The organism is Litoreibacter roseus (assembly GCF_009811795.1).
Taxonomy (GTDB): Bacteria; Pseudomonadota; Alphaproteobacteria; order Rhodobacterales; family Rhodobacteraceae; genus Litoreibacter; species Litoreibacter roseus.
In genome coordinates this window covers 331,268-347,133 of sequence record NZ_BLJE01000002.1, presented here as the reverse complement: position 1 = coordinate 347,133, position 15,866 = coordinate 331,268, and the positions used below count along the sequence as shown (strand labels likewise).

11 protein-coding genes are annotated in these 15,866 nt (G+C 57.8%); 3 read left to right on the top strand and 8 right to left on the bottom strand.

The window, feature by feature from the left end:
• Nucleotides 1–3 precede the first annotated feature (3 nt).
• Both KIN_RS08665 and KIN_RS08660 read right to left on the bottom strand, forming a co-directional pair.
• A complete protein-coding gene (locus KIN_RS08665) occupies nucleotides 4–858 on the bottom strand; it encodes a heme/hemin ABC transporter substrate-binding protein (protein ID WP_159806049.1) in 855 nt (284 codons plus the stop codon).
• The gene (locus KIN_RS08660; RefSeq protein WP_159806047.1) at nucleotides 855–1,895 is read right to left on the bottom strand and encodes a hemin-degrading factor; all 1,041 of its coding nucleotides are present in this window, start codon (nucleotides 1,893–1,895) and stop codon (nucleotides 855–857) included. Before KIN_RS08660 ends, KIN_RS08665 begins: the two co-directional genes overlap by 4 nt.
• Nucleotides 1,896–2,338: 443 nt before the next feature.
• Between KIN_RS08660 and KIN_RS08655 the strand changes: the two genes are divergently transcribed.
• From KIN_RS08655 to rrtA, 3 genes are all read left to right on the top strand, one after another.
• Nucleotides 2,339–3,772: an MFS transporter gene (locus KIN_RS08655; RefSeq protein ID WP_159806045.1), complete on the top strand. Its 1,434-nt coding sequence runs from the start codon at nucleotides 2,339–2,341 to the stop codon at nucleotides 3,770–3,772.
• Between the two features lie 560 nt (nucleotides 3,773–4,332).
• Nucleotides 4,333–6,573, top strand: coding sequence for a VIT and vWA domain-containing protein (locus KIN_RS08650; protein WP_159806043.1), 2,241 nt, complete (start codon nucleotides 4,333–4,335; stop codon nucleotides 6,571–6,573).
• On the top strand, nucleotides 6,570–7,211 hold the full coding sequence (rrtA, locus tag KIN_RS08645) for a rhombosortase (protein ID WP_159806041.1): 642 nt from the start codon (nucleotides 6,570–6,572) through the stop codon (nucleotides 7,209–7,211). The genes KIN_RS08650 and rrtA overlap by 4 nt, the downstream gene beginning before the upstream one ends.
• A gap of 25 nt (nucleotides 7,212–7,236) precedes the next feature.
• On the opposite strand, the gene KIN_RS08640 is transcribed toward rrtA, so the two are convergent.
• The 6 genes from KIN_RS08640 to xrtT all read right to left on the bottom strand — a co-directional run bounded on the left by KIN_RS08640 (nucleotide 7,237) and on the right by xrtT (nucleotide 15,806).
• Entirely contained in the window at nucleotides 7,237–9,024 is a 1,788-nt protein-coding gene (locus KIN_RS08640; protein WP_243144869.1) for a TRAP transporter permease, read from the bottom strand.
• Nucleotides 9,025–9,057: 33 nt separating this feature from the next.
• The gene (locus KIN_RS08635) at nucleotides 9,058–10,014 is read right to left on the bottom strand and encodes a TAXI family TRAP transporter solute-binding subunit (RefSeq protein ID WP_159806039.1); all 957 of its coding nucleotides are present in this window, start codon (nucleotides 10,012–10,014) and stop codon (nucleotides 9,058–9,060) included.
• A gap of 79 nt (nucleotides 10,015–10,093) precedes the next feature.
• Nucleotides 10,094–11,593 carry an ATP-binding protein gene (locus KIN_RS08630; protein ID WP_159806037.1) on the bottom strand — a complete coding sequence of 500 codons (1,500 nt, stop codon included), beginning with the start codon at nucleotides 11,591–11,593 and terminating at the stop codon, nucleotides 10,094–10,096.
• Nucleotides 11,594–11,622: 29 nt separating this feature from the next.
• On the bottom strand, nucleotides 11,623–12,303 hold the full coding sequence (locus KIN_RS08625; RefSeq protein ID WP_159806035.1) for a response regulator transcription factor: 681 nt from the start codon (nucleotides 12,301–12,303) through the stop codon (nucleotides 11,623–11,625).
• A gap of 48 nt (nucleotides 12,304–12,351) precedes the next feature.
• Nucleotides 12,352–14,367, bottom strand: a complete 2,016-nt coding sequence (locus KIN_RS08620) for a VIT and vWA domain-containing protein (RefSeq protein WP_159806033.1) — start codon at nucleotides 14,365–14,367, stop codon at nucleotides 12,352–12,354.
• 17 nt (nucleotides 14,368–14,384) lie between these two features.
• Nucleotides 14,385–15,806, bottom strand: coding sequence for an exosortase T (gene xrtT / locus KIN_RS08615; RefSeq protein ID WP_159806031.1), 1,422 nt, complete (start codon nucleotides 15,804–15,806; stop codon nucleotides 14,385–14,387).
• Nucleotides 15,807–15,866: the final 60 nt, after the last annotated feature.

Sequence of the window (15,866 nt, the reverse complement as noted above, 5' to 3'; positions counted from 1 at the left end):
GGCTTAGGTCGGATAGAGCGCACGGTTCAGCGCTGTGACAGCGTCCGCCGTGCGCGGGCCAAACCCTAACAGCAACAACCCGTTCATGCGCACAACATCGCCTGATTGCGCAGCCGGGGTTGAGGATATGGCTGGTAGTGCGAAGAGCTCTTCATCCGTCGCCGCATGATCACCACTGCGGTCCATCATCAGAATAACATCGGGTGCCGCGGCACTAACGGCCTCATCCGACAAAGGCTTGTACCCCTCGAATTCCGATACTGCGTTTGTTCCGCCCGCCATCTGAATGATCCCGTGGGCGCCCGTGTTCGTGCCAGAGGCCAGGATACGGCCACCCTGAGTCGACAAGACGAACAATACACGCTTTGGCATCGCGTCAGTGCGCGCGGCACGATCAACGGCCGCAGTCAAAGCCGCATGGGTGTCGGCGGTCAATTTCGCAGCTTTGCCAGGCACCGCCAGAGCCGCACCGACCGCATGGATTTTCTGCGCAATCGCTTCCGCATCGTATCCCGTCGGTATTTCAGCAAACTCAACCGATGCGGCGCGAAGGATGTCGATAACCTCCGGCGGACCTGCGCCTTCTGCTGACACAATAAGAGATGGCGCAAAGGACAGGACACCTTCCGCTGATAAACGGCGCATGTAGCCCACGTCGGGCAGGTCGCGGGCGGCAGCGGGATAGGTCGATGTTGTGTCGCGCGCCAAAAGGCGGTGCCCTTGGTTCAACGCGAAGATGATCTCGGTCACATCGCCTCCGATTGCAATGACGTCACGGGTGTCGCGTGAAGCCAGAAGCTGCGTGCCCATGCCGCCGAAAGCGAACGTCAAAGCAACAAACCCGCGTCGGTCGATCATGCTGCAACCTCCTGCAATCCTTCGACAATGGCACGAAACGCCGGGCGGCTGTCGCGTCCCTCTTTCGGAACGCCGAAGACTTGGAAGATCAGCGCACCCTTCGCGTCAAATGCTTCCACCGATATGGCCGTGCCGCGCTGTCTGGGTTTATGCACCGCCCAAACCTCCGACACCGCTTCGCTACGCAAATGTAAGTTGAAGCGGGGATCCATCACGTTGAGCCAAGAGCCCATGGGCCTCAGAGAGCACAAGGCACCTGTATGGATCTGAATACAGCCGGGATTGCCGACAAACAGCATCACCTCGGTTTCGGTACGTTGCAAGTCGGTCAGCAATGCACTGACCGCATTGGATGCCAGCTTCCGGGCAAAGGCTGGCCCGGCCACGTGATATGCACCCAATCGGTTCATCTTGAGTCTAGAGACCAGGCGCAAGAACTGATGCGTATCCGTCAGGCGTCGCCATTCTTTACGCAAGATATCAACCTTGTCGGTCGCAATTTTAGCAGGCTCGTCAGGCGCACGCGTGTTGAAGATGCAGTCCTGCGATTGGTTCTCCGAGGCCAGACGCGACACAAGTCCGGTGAATGCCGCGTGGTTTGATCCGTTACGCAGTATAGTCTTGTGCACCGCGTCACCGGCGGCATCAAAGACCTGTACGCTTCGGCGAAGGCCACCATCGCTTTCCCGCTCGACCAGAAACGCATGCTGCCAATGACGGGGGAAAATCCGAAGGTCGATATCTTCGGTCAGGATCATCGCGGCGTGGTGGCCTGGGTGGTAGTTGTCATAGACACCGATCTTTTCATGCACGCAGGAGGCATTGCGGGTCAGGGCCATAACTTCGCCAAGCTCTTGGACCGCGCTCATAACCGCATCGGGATTGGGGTCGATCCGTGTCACGCCGTGTCCACAATACGCTGCAACAAGCGCGGCTTCACTGATCCCAAGGCGCTCCGCAAAGTCACGATCACGGGCATCAGGCGCCGCGGATCGATGCGCACGAATGTCTTCGGCATTTAAAGTTGGTGCGGACACAGCAGGCCAAGCTCCGGTTGTTATACTTAACTTGGATGGCTTGGCACTGTGGCTTGGCTGGGACGATACCTCTTTCCTGATAGAAATAGTCGGTTTATCTTGCCGTGACAAGACGTGCTATCACACACGTCAACCTGGTCTTATTGGCGCGCTGTTCCGTTTGAGCCGTAAACTGCTTTGAATCTGACCAGACAGCCCGTCGAGCCTTTTGGTTACGGTTTCAATGCTTAAAGACGCCCAACCGGGACGTTGGTTCACGCAGCGAAAGACACAGAACGCCTCCAGAAGCATCTTAAGGGGTTTAGATGACCAACAAGATTGAGCAGGCATAGACGTATACGCGGGCATAGGCTGTTGTCCCTGTCGCGGTGTTGATTTCGGCGTTGATCCATGGCGTTCTTGGGCAAGCAACGGACCCGGGGCGACGGCAAGGGGGACATAGAATGACAAACGCATTGCCTCTCCCTTGCAACGTTGTTGCTGGCAAACCTGAAGCTGACAGCCCGTGTCCCGACAAGCGCGGGACGCTGATCGCAACTGTCGCAGGATCAAGCCTTGCCTTCGTAGTGGGCTCTATCATCAACGTGGCGTTGCCTGTGATGCAGGATGAATTCGGCACTGGTGCGACAGGTGCGCAGTGGATCGTGAACGCCTACCTGCTGCCTTTGGGCGCACTTGTGTTGATCTTTGGGGCCGCAGGGGATCATTACGGGCGCAAGCGCGTTTTTCAAATGGGCCTCGTGATTTTTGCCGCGGCATGCCTTCTGTGCGCCGTTGCATGGAACTTCCCGGTTTTACTGATCGGTCGCGCGCTTGAAGGAGTCGGAGCCGCCATGATTGCACCGACATCGCTTGCAATCATCGCAGACGGCTTTTCGGGAAAGGAGCGCGGACGGGCGGTCGGAACTTGGGCTGCTGCAGGGGCTGCGGCGGGCGCTTTAGCGCCTCTTCTGGGCGGGATCATTGTAGATGTCGCGGGATGGCGGTGGGCGTTCGTTGCCGTGGTGCCCGTGGCCATTTTTGCCTATTTGGTTGCACGTCGCTCTGTTCGGGAAAGCAGAGCAAGTGTAGGCGACCGCGCGCCACTGGATTGGTTGGGTGCCGGTTTGATCGGTGCAGGGCTCTTGGCGCTGATCTGGGCGCTGATCGCTCTGCCCGGACGCGGCCCAACTCCGACTGTCATTGGGGCCAGCGTCGCGGGCTTGGTCTTGGTCGGTGCATTTCTTTATGTAGAACACCGCAAGGGTGACGCCGCAATGACCCCCCTTGCGCTTTTCGGTAGCTCGACGTTCTCCGGCCTCTCTTTGCTGACCCTGTTTCTCTATATGGCCCTCGGCGGTCTGCTTGTCTTGCTGCCTTACGTTTTGATCCGCGACCTAGGATATGGTGCGACCGCGGCAGGGGCGGCGATTCTGCCGTTTCCCCTGATACTTGGACTCCTGTCACGAATGGTCGGCGGAACCCTCGCCGAACGGCTAGGAACCCGGCTGATCCTGACCATGGGCTCGGTTCTGGTTGGGTGCGGGTTTCTGTTCTTCACCCTCATTCCCGCCAACGATATCAGCTATTGGCGGGATATCTTTCCAGCGCTTGTTTTGCTGGCACTTGGGATGGCGGCCAGCGTCGCACCTTTGACATCGGCTGTTCTGGCCAGCGCGGGGGACCGCTATTCCGGTGTTGCATCTGGAATCAACAATGCCATTTCTCGGATCGCTGGCCTTGTAGCCACCGCGTTTTTGGGGCTCGTCCTGATTGGATCATCAGATAATCTGACTGCCGGGCTGGCTGCTGCCGCTTGGGCCGGAGCAGGCCTTGCCGCAGCCAGTGCCCTGAGCGCATGGATCCTCGTTGACACGGATACTGTCGAAAGCGACTGAGGAAATGATCTCAGGCCGATCAGGAAGTAGTCTCTTCGAGTTCGTTTATGTAGTCGGCTAGCCCGCAATATTTTACGCAAGCCTACCAACGGGCGGCCAATAAGAGCCCGACGCGGTCGTAGATTTTATCATAGCGCCGAAGTTTCGGGTCTTTCGATTGATCCCGTAGGGGACGCCCCTTCCCGTCTATCTAGCGCCTCATATCCTCCCATCTCTGGCCAGCGTCTTTAAGCCAACTGAACGTAATGACCGAAAGCTGTACCGAGCCAGTTCAAGAGATTCGTTCGACGCGGTTGGCGAAGATCATTCCTTCGACAAGAGGCACGAACGGACCGACATATCGAATAGTTAATTTTCTTAGTTTGACCCTGAGCGGCGCTTCGAAAAGAGGTCAATACTTTCCTATTATATAATTATATCAATATTTTGTAAGATTTCTCGATCACGTTTTTTGGGCTAAAGCACTTGTTAGGGTGGCGTGATTTCTCTTTAAAATTTTTCTTGAACAACGTTCAAGCTACTGCTATCTGAAAAATATGAACAACGTTCAGGAGTGCAAAATGATCCGATCCTTCATCCCGACTGTCTCATCTCTCGCCTTGGCGGCGTCGCTTGGCGTGGCGCCTCTGGTGATCTCGCCCGCTGCCGAAGCGGCGGGTTTGTTAACGCCCGCAGGTACGCAGCAACCGCTCGAACTTGCAGATCACGAGGTTCAGGTGGTCCTCGAAGATGGCTATGCGATCACCACGATTGAGCAGCGCTTCGCCAATCCCGGCGCAGCCGCAGCGGAGGCCCGCTATTCGTTCCCAGTGCCGGAAAAGGCTGCGGTGACAGAGTTTACCTATTGGATCGATGGCCAGCCGGTCGTTGGCGAGGTTATTGAGCGCGAGCGTGGCCGTCAGATCTATGAGGATGAGCGTGCAGCAGGCCGCGAGGCAGCTATTGCTGAACAGGACAACCATTACGCGTTCGACATGCGGGTGACCCCTGTTCCAGCAGGCGGCGACGTGATGGTGCGGCTGACCTATGTGCAACCCGCGCGCCTTGAAGGTGGCATCGGACGCTACGTTTATCCGCTGGAACGCCAAAGCACGAACGAAGACCGGATCGCTTTCTGGGACATGAGCGAGGACATAACGGGCCGGTTCGCCTTCGACATGGAGTTGCGCACCGACTACCCGATAGAGGCGGTGCGCCTGCCCGCGCATCCAAACGCCCACACGGAACGAACGGCGGATGGCTGGCGCATCTCGCTGGGCGACGGACGCAACGTGATCGACCTACCCGCGCAAGACGACGCAGGCACCGCACCGGTACTGACGCCAACGGCGCATAATCCGGACGCTGAAAGCGAATGGGACGCAATTGGCGGCAGCGAAGTCATACTGGACGGCGCGGTCATCGAGTCCGGCGTTGAAGGCGAAATGCCGGTTTCTGCACGGCGGATGGACGCGCATTCAACGCGGCTTGATACGGATATTGTTCTGTATTGGCGTCAGGTAGCGAACCAGCCTGCCCGCGTGGATCTTGTACCATACAAGGCCGACGCGGAAGGACGAGGCACGTTCATGCTTACCCTGACACCGGGCATGGATCTGGGACCCATCACCGGGGGGCGCGACTTCGCCTTTGTGCTCGATGTGTCGGGTTCGATGGGCTCCAAGCTGTCCACTCTGGGGGAAGGCGTCGCGCGCGCGTTGGCTCAACTGACACCCGAAGATCGCTTCTCAATCGTCACCTTCAGTGACAACGCCCGCGACCTGACGGGCGGCCTGGTCTCTGCGACACCTGAGAACGTGGCGCGATGGACCGCGGGCGCCCGCGCTCTGCAGACCGAGGGCAGCACCAATCTCTATGCCGGGCTCGACCTGGCTATACGATCACTCGACGCTGATCGCACAGGTGCCATCGTGCTGGTCACCGATGGTGAGGCAAATGTGGGCGTGACCGAAACGAAGCGGTTCCTTGATCTCGTTCAAAATCAGGACACCCGACTGTTCACCGCCGTTATGGGCACTGGCGCAAATCGCCCGTTGCTAGAGCCTATGACCCGCTTGTCCGGCGGGACATCGGTCTCTGTCTCAAACTCCGACGATGTATTGGGTGTGCTTGTCGAAGCCGCAAACAAGGTCGGGTATGAAGCGCTGAACGGGCTCAACATCGAGCTCGACGCCGTGGAGGGCGACGTCCGCATCGCCGACATCCAGGCCGAAGATATCCGAACCCTCTACCGGGGTGAACAGTTGTCCGTTCTGGGTCGTTATTGGGGCGAGGGCGATGTGCGTGTGACCCTGACAGGCGAAATTGCGGGCGAGAGCGTGCAGTATGAGACAGTCGCGTCCTTGCCCAAGACCGCCACACGAAATCCTGAGATCGAGCGCCTTTGGGCATTTCAAGCGATCGAAAACCGAATGGAGCAGATGGCGCTTTTGGGTGAGAGCGCGGACATGAAAACCGACGTGATCGACCTGTCTGTTGAACATGGCGTTCTGACACCGCTCACCGCCATGGTTGCCTTGCGACAGGAACGTTTCGAAGAATTGGGCATTGAGCGGCGCAATCGCGACCGCGTAGAGACAGAGACCAACGCAGCCGCACAGCGTGCTGGCGCGCCGGTACAATCGAACCGGACAGATACGACCCAGCCGATGTTCCAGTCGCCAGCGCCGAACTATACGCCGACCCGCAGTGGCGGCGGTGGAGGTGGCTCCGGCAATGTGGGTATCCTCGGCATGATCTTGGCCGCATTGGCAGGATTTGCGAGCTTGTTCGGAACCAAAGGTAAGCGAGGCCGCTCGTGAACGTTCTCTCCTCTCTTCGGGGCAGCGCGGAGGCCGCATATGCGGCCCCCGCCACGCTCGGCTTCGGCGCGCTTGTCCTCGTGGTCCACGCTTTGACCCAGCTTGCGCCCGGCAGTTTCGAAATCTTTGCCCATGCGGACGGGGATCTCATGGAAGGGCAAGTCTGGCGTCTGGTTACTGCCCATCTTGTCCATCTCGACACCGCGCATTTAATGCCAAACCTGATTGGGCTGTTTGCCCTCGGCATCCCGCTCGAAAGATGGATCGGATCGCGCAAGCTGATCTGGTTGGTCTGCGCGGGCGGCATGGTCATCTCGCTCGGTGTGCTTCTGGACCCCTCAATCGCGCTCTATTGCGGTTTGTCCGGCGTGCTTAACACTTTGTTCGCAGCACTGTGTATCTACGGCGTACAAAACGGCTCACGAAAATTATGGGCTGCATTGCTAGCGGCGGGTCTGGCCAAAATCGGCTGGGAGCTGACAAATCCTCCGCTGATCTCTGGGGGTCTCGACTGGCCGCCGCACGTCCTCAGCCATCTGTTGGGGTATTCAGTAGGACTGGCACTTGCCACCGGTTTCATGTTCGGCCATCGGGCTTACCAAATGATCACACAACGCGTCGGCCAGATGGCCGGATAATGAGCCGGCTTTCAGGTTCGGCAGATCATGGTTGCCTCAGATAAACCAGCACTACACCTGAAAATAAGAGCCCGAGCCCCAACAAAATCATGAGTGCGCGCAAGAGGATTTGATAGCGGCCGATCAATGCATACGAAATCAAAGAGAGGCCGATCGCCAAACGCAGAAATGCGATCAGTGCTTCAAGCGGGTGCTCTCGCAAGCGGATCAGGTTTTCGTTGGCGATCATTCCAAGAGGTATCAGATACAAACCAACGCCCAGCGCCATCGCAGTTATCGCCACCTTCAGCCAGTTTTCCCCGATCATACCGGCCGCGATAAACACAGCACCACAAACCGGTGGCGTGATTGTAGAAAGCAGTGCGAACCAAAAGACAAAGAGATGCGCTTGTAAGGGATCCAGCCCCAGTTCAATCAGCGCGGGTCCCGCGACCGATACGCAAATCACATAGGCAGCGGTCGTCGGAACCTCCATCCCCAGCAGCAGGCAAGCCAGCGCTGTCAGCAACAAAGCGGGCCAGAGTGCACCACCAGAACCCGAGAGGATACCCGAAGTTATCTTGATACCCAGCCCGGTAATGCCCAGAACGCCTATTATGATTGATGCGCACAATATGATTGACGCGATCATCGCAACCTGTTGACCCGCATTAACCATGGCGCGGCGAAGTCGTTGAAGCCCGCCGCCGATCTGCACCTTGAAAGCGGTGTCAAAAAAGAGCGCGGCGACCCCGGAAAAAATCGCAAGCGCCGCTGCGTATTGTGGCGTGAAACCCAGCACAAACATCGAGAAAAGCAGAACCGAAAAAGGGACCAGAAAGAAGACGGAGGTCACTAGGACGGTGCGACGATCCGGTCGCTGGTCCTCGGGCACGCCCTTCAGGTCGTAGCGCTGCGCATAGGCGTTTATGCCCATCCAGACGGCAAGAAAGTAGAGGATCGCGGGCAAAAGCGCAGCGACGATAATTTGTGCGTACGGCACGCCGGTGAGCTCAACCATTACAAAGGCGCCTGCCCCCATCAACGGCGGCATGATTTGCCCACCGGAAGATGCCACAGCCTCGACTGCCGCAGCCAGCCGCTTGGGATAGCCCAGTTTGGTCATCGCAGGCAAAGTGACCGCCCCGGTTGATGCAACATTGGCCGACGCCGATCCAGATATCGATCCAAACAAGGCCGATGATAGAACCGCCACCTTCGCCGCGCCGCCATTTAACCGACCTGCGGCGGCGGCAGCTACATTCATAAAGCCCTGCCCGGCCTCACCAGCGTTCAACACCGCCCCAAAGATCACAAAGATGGCCACGACCCCGACTGAAACACCAGTCAGGCTCCCCCAAAGGCCTCCTTCCGCGATAACGAGCGTCCCCAGAAAGCTGCGTATGGGCGTGCCCGCATGGCCAAACTCTCCGGGAATATGGTGCCCCAAGACGCCATAGAGCAGGGCGAACAATGCCACGACAGGCAGCGGCCAACCGATCATCCTGCGCGCCGCATCAAGCACAATGACAAGCAACACAACTGCCAGGACGATCTGAAACTGGCCCTCAAGAAAGCCGTACTGATTGCGCAGGTCCACATGGTTCCACGCAATCCAGACACAACCCAGAACGCCAATTGCACAGAGAACGGCACCGACCTTGCTGAGGGGTGCGATAAGAAAAACCCACGGCAGGATCAGCGCCATGTGGAGTGGGCGTGCAACAAGGTTCGGAACCAGCCCGGAAAAGATCAAACCGATGTGGAACACACATGTCAGCGCGCCCAAGGCGACCCAGACGCCACCTGCGCGATCAGCAGATCCCGGTATCAAGTCTCAAATAGCTCAGACAACGCGGCAACCAGACTACATATGCGCATCGCTCAAAGTAGCGCCGATCTCCTTGTAGTAGCGCACCGCACCTGGATGAATTGTCGTTGTGATCGTGCTCAGCATCTCGGTGGACACGCCGTCCCACCATGCGGCGTCACCTGCCATATCGGCTTTCATATCCCAGTACGTTTTGGTCAAAAGATAGGCTGTCTCGTCATCCATCTTAGATGTCGTATAGGCCACGACAGGCAAAGACGTCGTGGTGATGGCTTCTGACTGCCCAGCATATGTGCCAGCAGGGATCGTCAATGGCGTCCGTTTGGATTTCGCAATCTGATCCTCGCTCAGGGACAAAACCGTGACACCCGTCGATGCGGCCGCTTCTATGACGTTCGGCGCGGGATAAGATCCGGCCGTAACAAACCCGTCGATCTGGCCGTTCTTCAAAGCACTGACGGCATTTGAAAGCTCAGAGTCCGCGATGGTCACCTTGTCCTGCAACCCGAAAAGTTCGAGGTATTTGGCCCCTTCACGCGCCCCGAAAGAACCGCTTCCCAGAAGGATTGTCTTGCCTTCCATCTCTGAGAAGCTTTTCACGCCACTGGCCTCGGACATGACGAAATGCATGGTCAAGGACGGAATGGGGAACAAGGCGCGGATCTCATCGAAGGCAGGATCACCCTTGCCTTCGAACATCGCCTTGCCGGCCTGTGCCAAACCGACCAGCGCAGGCGGTGTGGTAAACACGTAGTCAGCGCCCCGTGCCCGAACCTCCATCACATTCTGGACAGAACCTTGGCTTTCCTCGACCGTGACAGACACCTCGCTATCCGTCCCAGCCTTCATCGCTTCGGAAATCTGGACCGCCATCTGGTAATAGGACGATCCCACCTTTGCAGATTTGTAGGTGACACGGGTTTCGGCCCACGCGGGTGCGACAATGATCGCGGCGAGTGACGCAAGAACAGCAAAACGTGTTGTGAATGACATGTTGATCCTCCCAGACTTTTCATGACTTTGGAGGCTCAAGCGCCGCAAGGCAAGCGACTGAAAAGATCTGCCTATATCCCTAGGGATGTGCGAAGCGAATTTCGAAAAGAGCACCGCCGTCATTCGGCACACAGACAAGCGAGGTGCCATAGCTTTCCAGAATAGCCGAAACGATCGCGAGCCCCATGCCAGTGCCACCATCATCTCTTCGGGTGGTAAAGAAGGGTTCAGACACCCGCTCGATATTACCTTCGGGAATGCCGTCCCCGTTGTCCAAAACCTTCAAGACACCGCCTTCGAAGGAAACCTGCATCTGGTCCGCCCCATGTCCGCGCGCATTCTGTGCCATGTGATCAAGGATCATCTGACCGTGCTGTTCCGACAGCGGCACTGTCTCGTCCGACCCTTTCGTTACGCGGACCGCCAAGCCTTCAATCTCAGGCAACATGTTTGTCAACATGCCCGGCCCGTCGTGTGGCGCGGATCGAACGCGGGTCATCTCACGCAGGCGACCCAGCAAAAGATTCATCCGCCGCGCTTCCGCGTTGATATTTTTCAACAGCTTGTCCCGATTGACCGGGTCCACGGCGTCGTCTTCCAGCAACTCCGCCGCGCCGATAATCGCCGTCACAGGGGATTTCAATTCATGGGTGACGTGATCCGTATAAGTCGAGATTTCCCGGGACCTCTGAGACAGAGCATTTGCCATAGTTGAAACGCTCTCGCCCAACTCTGCCAATTCCCGAATGCCATAATGCGCCTGCGACATGGAACTTGGCGCCTGCCCCAACGCCACCGCGTGGGAATGGTCCCGCAACGCATAGATCGGGCGGGATATCAGCCGGAAAAGGAGAAACCCGATAAGTGCTGCGCCCACCAGCGTGGAAATCAGCATCGTGACGAGGGCGAACCTTTCTTGAAACAGAAACTTACCCAGATTGAGCGGTGTGCGCGACAGATAGATAACGCCAACAACCCGATCCTGAGAGATCACGGGATACGTCAGAAAAATGCGGTATCCGGTGTCCCGACTGAGTGAAGAAAAAGGATGCGGATCATAGTCATCCCCCCGCGCACGCAGCACGGCGCCAATTTCGCCATTCAGCGCGGCTTGCACTTCGGGCAAGCTGGCGAAGGAAACAGGTCCTTCCCCACTCGCGTCTCGCCCATCGGCATCAAGGAAGACCACGCCCGCCAACGTGGTCTTGCGCGCATCCCGAGCTACTTGGATCAGTTGCGGGCGGATACTGGCATATCGCGGCTCCACGGGTTCATCCACAGGTGCCCCATCGGGCCGCGGCGGCAGCACCCTTATCGATCGCACGTTGAGCCGAGCCCGCGCGGGATGCAGGTTCGCATTCCAATGCGCGGCGCGCTCTTCCGACAAAGGTGTTCCGATCAGCGGCCCGTCAAGTTCTTCGAAAGACGCCGCGAAGAGCTTTGCGTAGATTGCGGCTTGATTGATCAGAGATTGTTCAGTTTCGCGTACAAACTGGTTGGAGGTTAACCGCGCCCCCAAAAGCGCCAGAAGCGGAACCGAGATCAGCGCGCCGCAAACAAGCGCGACGACCATGACCATGGACGGCCGCCATTTGCGCCGAACGCCACTCAACCGCCGCACGGACCAAGCTTCACACCCACGCCATGAACTGTGACGATGATGTTGTGACAATTCAGCGCCGCTGCCTTCGCCCGGATATTTCGGATATGGCTATCAACAGTGCGACCGGACAATGTCGTGTTGTGCCCGTATATGCCGTCGATCAACTGGTTTCGATCCAGTACCTGATCTGGATGCTGGAGAAGTCGTTCAAGAAGGGCAAATTCGGTCGCCGTCAGCGCCATCTCCAGCCCGCCGATCCGGCAGCTATGGCCGGGCGCGTCTAACTCCAGCGCCCCATGTGTCCGAACGGCCTCGGTCGCGGGTCTGCCACGCGCCAGAATAGCCTTGATGCGAAGCACCAGTTCACGGGGGCTGAACGGTTTTGACACGTAGTCGTCGCCGCCCAGCTGAAACCCCAAAACGCGGTCAACTTCATCATCCTGGGCCGTCAGAAAAAGGATCGGAACGTTGGACTTCGCGCGAATGGCCTTGCAGCAGTCAAACCCATCCATCTGGGGCATCCCGACATCGAGGACGACCAGATCGACAGCTTCACGACCGATATGGGATAAGGCGAGTTCACCATTTGCGGCCTCAATCGTCTGCATCCCGGCGGCCTCGGTCGCGATACGAATGACATCGCGGATGTGCGGATCATCGTCAGTGATGAGAATACGGGCGCTCATGCTGTTTCTTTTGCAACTCGGTTGAATTTTGTCCAGCACGGCCTGCATTCAGAAAATTCGCCGACGCAGTCCGAAGATCGTTGTAAGCGCCAGCGCGATGAAGCCTATGATCGCTGCGGGTTCCGGAGATGATGAGCCTGCAAAGGCCTGCGGGTAAGCCCCGGCGGACACGCCAGACACCATGGGAAGCGGGACATCGGCGGGCGTGGAAGGTTGGCCACTGGCATTCACCTGCTTTTCGGAAACCGCGACGAAGGACGTATATCGGGTCTGCAGCGAGAACGCCAAGCCAAGCTCGGTGATTTCCGCTTCGGCGTTAACCGCATCACTGCCAACTGCAATCTGACGAGTGAGATCCGAAATCCTGTTGCGCGCCCAGATCAAAGGCAAAGCGGCATCGGTCTCGGCGGTGGTTAACGTGACCGGAATCGGCATCTCGGCTTGATGGCCTTGGACAAGACCCTTAAGTGTTGTCTGAGCGTGCGGGACATTGCCGGAATGACGCGCATAGATCCGCAGACTACCCCCGGCAAAAAGATCCGGCAGGCGTGTCGGGGTGACGTCGGTCACCTCCAGACCACCCCAATCGATGGACAGATCGGTCAAAAGCGGCGTTTTCAAGTCAGCCGCCAGCATATCCGCGACCTCACCAGCAGTTTCATCGACGCCAACGTAACGGGCATATCCACGCCCCTCATCAGCCATCGCATCAAGCAGATAGCGGTTGACCGAGTTGCCCACGCCAAATGCGTAGATCCGAGCCTGACCGATCTGATTTCGAATGGTCCTCAGAACACGCGCTTCATCACCGATATATCCATCACTCAGAAACACAACGATCCGCATCGTGTCGGAGGGTTGACGGGTCGCAAACGCGGTCTGGATCGCATTGTCGATCTCAGTTCCGCCGCCTGCCTTCAATCCGTTTACATAACGTCTGCCTTTTCGGATATTAGACGCGGTTGCAGGCGTAGAGCCATTCGCGAACCGTTGAGTCGAATTCGAGAACGGGATAACCCTGAAGTAATCCCCCGGACGCAGGCCTTCGAGCGCGGCATCCATAAATCGCTTACTCGCCTCAAGCGGTGCGCCACCCATGGATCCGGACGTGTCCAACACAAACACCAGTTCGCGCGGTATCGCGACAGCATCGTCTGGCATCGAAGGTGGCTCGACCATTACCGAAAGAAAACCACCGCGATCATCCGTGTGTGACAGGCTGGCCGCCTGAAGGTCTGTCCCGCCCATCGTATAGTGGATGACCAAGTCGCGGTTATCCATCACTTTGCCGTCTACGAATGTGGCGCTGATTGAGCCATCGCTGCTATCTACAAGAAGATCATGCGTCGCGCTGCCGAATTCCGATACCGACACCCCACTGATAAGCTGCAGAGCAAGCGAAACCCGTTCAGATGTGTAGGTTTCCGGCACATCCAAGCCCGCCACATGAGGATAGACGGGGACCTTGCTGACCGTCCACATATTGTCCTGTTGTGGAGACGGATCCTCCGCGATCTGGACGTCCGGGCTCTCGTAGCGGGGCCCAACGATCAATGGTATGACCAATTCATGCCGTCCGTCGATCTTTGGAACCATCTGTACGTATCGCAGCACGACTTTGACCGGCAGACCGGGCATGAGATTGGCAATGCGCTGCGTGAACATGTTGGGGCGATGTTGGGTCAGAAGAGCCGCAGCTTTGCCCTGTTGGGACGCCTGTACGAATTCGGCTTCCGCAACTGCCTTCTTCCTGATCTTGGCCTGTACGATCTCATCGCCAACCTCCATCTGCATTCCGTACACCGCTGCGTGTTGGTTAAGCGGGAAAAGATACCGCGCCTCTAGCGGGACACGTGACGGGTTTGAGAAGGTTTGCGTGATTTCGACCGTCGCCATATCGCCTTCGATATTGACCGCCACGCCACTGTCCAGAAGCGGAAGATCAACGGTTTTTCCGTCGACATGCGCAATCACACGGCCCGCGATATCGTCACGCTCCGCGCCTATAGCCATGGAGACCGTGGCAAAGCCAAACGCGTAAAGAGTAAGAAAAAATAGTCGCATGGTGATCCTTTCACATGTCAAAGGTCGAGGGCCGAGAGGGCTGCCTGCTCAAACGCGATACGGTCTTGATCCGGCAGGGAATGTGGGGTGATCCGTTGAACGGACTGCCACGTCTGGGACGATCCGTTGAGCCAACTCCAAACCGCCTCACCCACGCTTGCCGTTTGATAGCCATCGTCCGAGACAAAGCTGACCGCGACGGTCCAGACACGACCGTCGGGGCCCGTCGCCTCATAGACCGACGTCGGCAAGGGATCGAAGCGCGTGCCCAGAAACCGGACCGAATACCCCATACCCAGCAGGCAGGTCGCGGGCGAATGCAGATGCCGCAGCGGCGATGAGGTTCGCACGATATTCACGCCCAACGGTCCGTACTGAACTTTCTGCGCCGTACCGCCATAGGTCGTGAAATAGTTTTGCTCGGTCTGGCTGAGCACCACGGGCTGCACGACCTCGCCCAGAAGCTGCCGCGGCAGTTCCGCTTGCACAACTGGCGGCGAGCGATCAATGGGTGTCTTCGGAATATTTACAATCGCGACCGCCGCAATGATGGCCGCGACGACGGCAGGGACCCGCAAGGTCCTGGGCAATTTCGGAAAAGGAAAGGATCTGCATTTCGGCACAGCGGCAGATGGCTTGTAGAGCAAGACGACAGGCAAGGCAGCGACCATAAGGGCGACAATGCCAATGGCTGCGTGCAGCAAGGGCGCCATTGTGTCGATGCCCAAGGCCAAACCAGACGCCAGCAGGCTTATCCGAACCCCGTTTCCAACGATACTGACGAGAACAACGAACGCACCGCCAGCCAAGGCGGGCAGCAGACGGGGTCTGTAGATAACATTCAGGAACGCCCACAGGCTTACCATGAGCAAAAGGCCCGAGGCACCGGAACAGGGCAGATCAACCAGAACGTCAACGCCGTTCACGCGCAGCCGCACACCCTCGCACAGCAAATCCGCAAAGAACGGCGACAGCATGTGGCACGCAAGATCGGCGGAAATCATCTGAAGAGGAAACCCAGCGACGCGCTGAAGGATCGGCCCCAACGGCAAGGCAAACAGAAAAAACACGGCCACCCAAGTCGGTGACACTGCGAACTTGCGCTGATCGAGGCGCAAGAGCGTTGCCAGTGCAAAGACATCCAGCGCCAGCGCAAGGGCACTGAGAATATTGATGGCCAGAACTTGCCCGGCCAGCCGGATACCGGCCGCAATGAGAAATAGAGCAAAAACGCGCCCTGCTGAGGTTGGTTTGCCAAGCGGGGTGCTTTTCAGGGACAGGCAAACCAAACCCAGAAGAACGGCACAATATACGCCGCCGTAGGACTGGTAGGACGGATCACGCCAGCTTGTCATCAGCCAGCTCAGGGGCTCGATGGCCAAGATAACCGACGCAAGCGCCAGACCGCACAAAATCAGGGTATCACGTTTTTGCTCCATACCGCCTTGTCACCATCTGACGTGCAGCTAAAGCTTCGGTCTTGTGCAGAAGATGTGCAG

What these genes read in the sequence shown, in the direction of transcription:
- KIN_RS08665 (WP_159806049.1), bottom strand. Translation starts at nt 858, where the DNA reads ATGATCGACCGACGCGGGTTTGTTGCTTTGACGTTCGCTTTCGGCGGC.
- KIN_RS08655 (WP_159806045.1), top strand. Translation starts at nt 2,339, where the DNA reads ATGACAAACGCATTGCCTCTCCCTTGCAACGTTGTTGCTGGCAAACCT.
- KIN_RS08650 (WP_159806043.1), top strand. Translation starts at nt 4,333, where the DNA reads ATGATCCGATCCTTCATCCCGACTGTCTCATCTCTCGCCTTGGCGGCG.
- KIN_RS08635 (WP_159806039.1), bottom strand. Translation starts at nt 10,014, where the DNA reads ATGTCATTCACAACACGTTTTGCTGTTCTTGCGTCACTCGCCGCGATC.
- KIN_RS08630 (WP_159806037.1), bottom strand. Translation starts at nt 11,593, where the DNA reads ATGGTCATGGTCGTCGCGCTTGTTTGCGGCGCGCTGATCTCGGTTCCG.
- KIN_RS08625 (WP_159806035.1), bottom strand. Translation starts at nt 12,303, where the DNA reads ATGAGCGCCCGTATTCTCATCACTGACGATGATCCGCACATCCGCGAT.
- KIN_RS08620 (WP_159806033.1), bottom strand. Translation starts at nt 14,367, where the DNA reads ATGCGACTATTTTTTCTTACTCTTTACGCGTTTGGCTTTGCCACGGTC.
- xrtT (WP_159806031.1), bottom strand. Translation starts at nt 15,806, where the DNA reads ATGGAGCAAAAACGTGATACCCTGATTTTGTGCGGTCTGGCGCTTGCG.